The sequence below is a fragment of the Caballeronia sp. BR00000012568055 genome (assembly GCF_029439455.1).
GTDB lineage: Bacteria > Pseudomonadota > Gammaproteobacteria > Burkholderiales > Burkholderiaceae > Caballeronia.
Window position 1 is genome coordinate 1 of sequence record NZ_JAQFVG010000287.1, and the last position, 911, is coordinate 911.

Genomic DNA, 911 nt, shown 5'->3' on the forward strand with positions numbered 1-911 from the left:
AATCCAAATTCGGGCGAATGGCTAACGGAGCCGGCCTCTGGCTGTACAGGCCGGATCGAACGCGATAGATGGCGCACGCGATTTTTCCGGACCTTCCTGTAAACAGCGCACAGCTTGATGCATGTGTGGTCAACGTGTGGCCACTCGGCTGCCCAGGCGCAGCGGGTCTGTGGGCGCACAGATGGACGAGAGCCGCTCCCGCTGCGCGCACTGGCGCTGGGTACGGGATCGACGCGGGCAGCTCTGGCGGACGGCGAAGGTGTCGCTCCAGCTCGCCGATAAACGTGAGACGACGGGGAATGTCCGAGCACGCCTGGATTTCGTCGCCGGAAAGGTACTGTCCGGCCGCATCGCGCATACGCCGCCTGCCTGGGCCGAGCAACTGCACATATCGGAAGAAGTAGTCGTGCCATGCGCGCAGGCGATCCAGATCTGCAGCGTCGATACTGGTCCTGGCCTGCAGCTGGCGAAGCGAGGCCGCGGCGAGCAGGGAGCGGCCGCAGGCCGGGCAGGCATACGGATGACGTACGAACCCTGCGTGGAGACGGTATGCGATCGGTTGCCCGCATCCCGTGCAGGCCTCGCACAACGCGCATCCATGAATGGGGCAGCGCCGGAACGCGGTAAACTGAAAAAGCGTTGCATGAAAACCCGCCGAAGCGCAGGTCGGGCAGAAGCGCAGCGACGGGCTCGCCGCGTCGAGCAACGCATCGCCGCGATTCGCAGTGCAAAACGAACTTTCAAGATCGTGCAAGCCGATGCGCAGGGTGTCGGCGAGGTCGGTGAGCCTGAAGGCATCGGCCGCACGGAGGTCAATCCCCTCGTCCGTATTGATGGCTGGCAGGATCGCCAGGGCCACGTCGAGTTGTGCCCAGTTCAGGCGGTTGAGCAGCTGAAATTTTGCGAACCGC

Annotated in this window: 1 protein-coding gene; it reads left to right on the top strand. The window is 64.0% G+C overall.

Annotated elements, in window-relative coordinates; all coding sequences use genetic code 11:
* Positions 1-259: 259 nt before the first annotated feature.
* Positions 260-911 (top strand): hypothetical protein (locus P7F28_RS17400; RefSeq protein ID WP_277185768.1); only part of this gene is annotated, 652 nt, incomplete at its 3' end.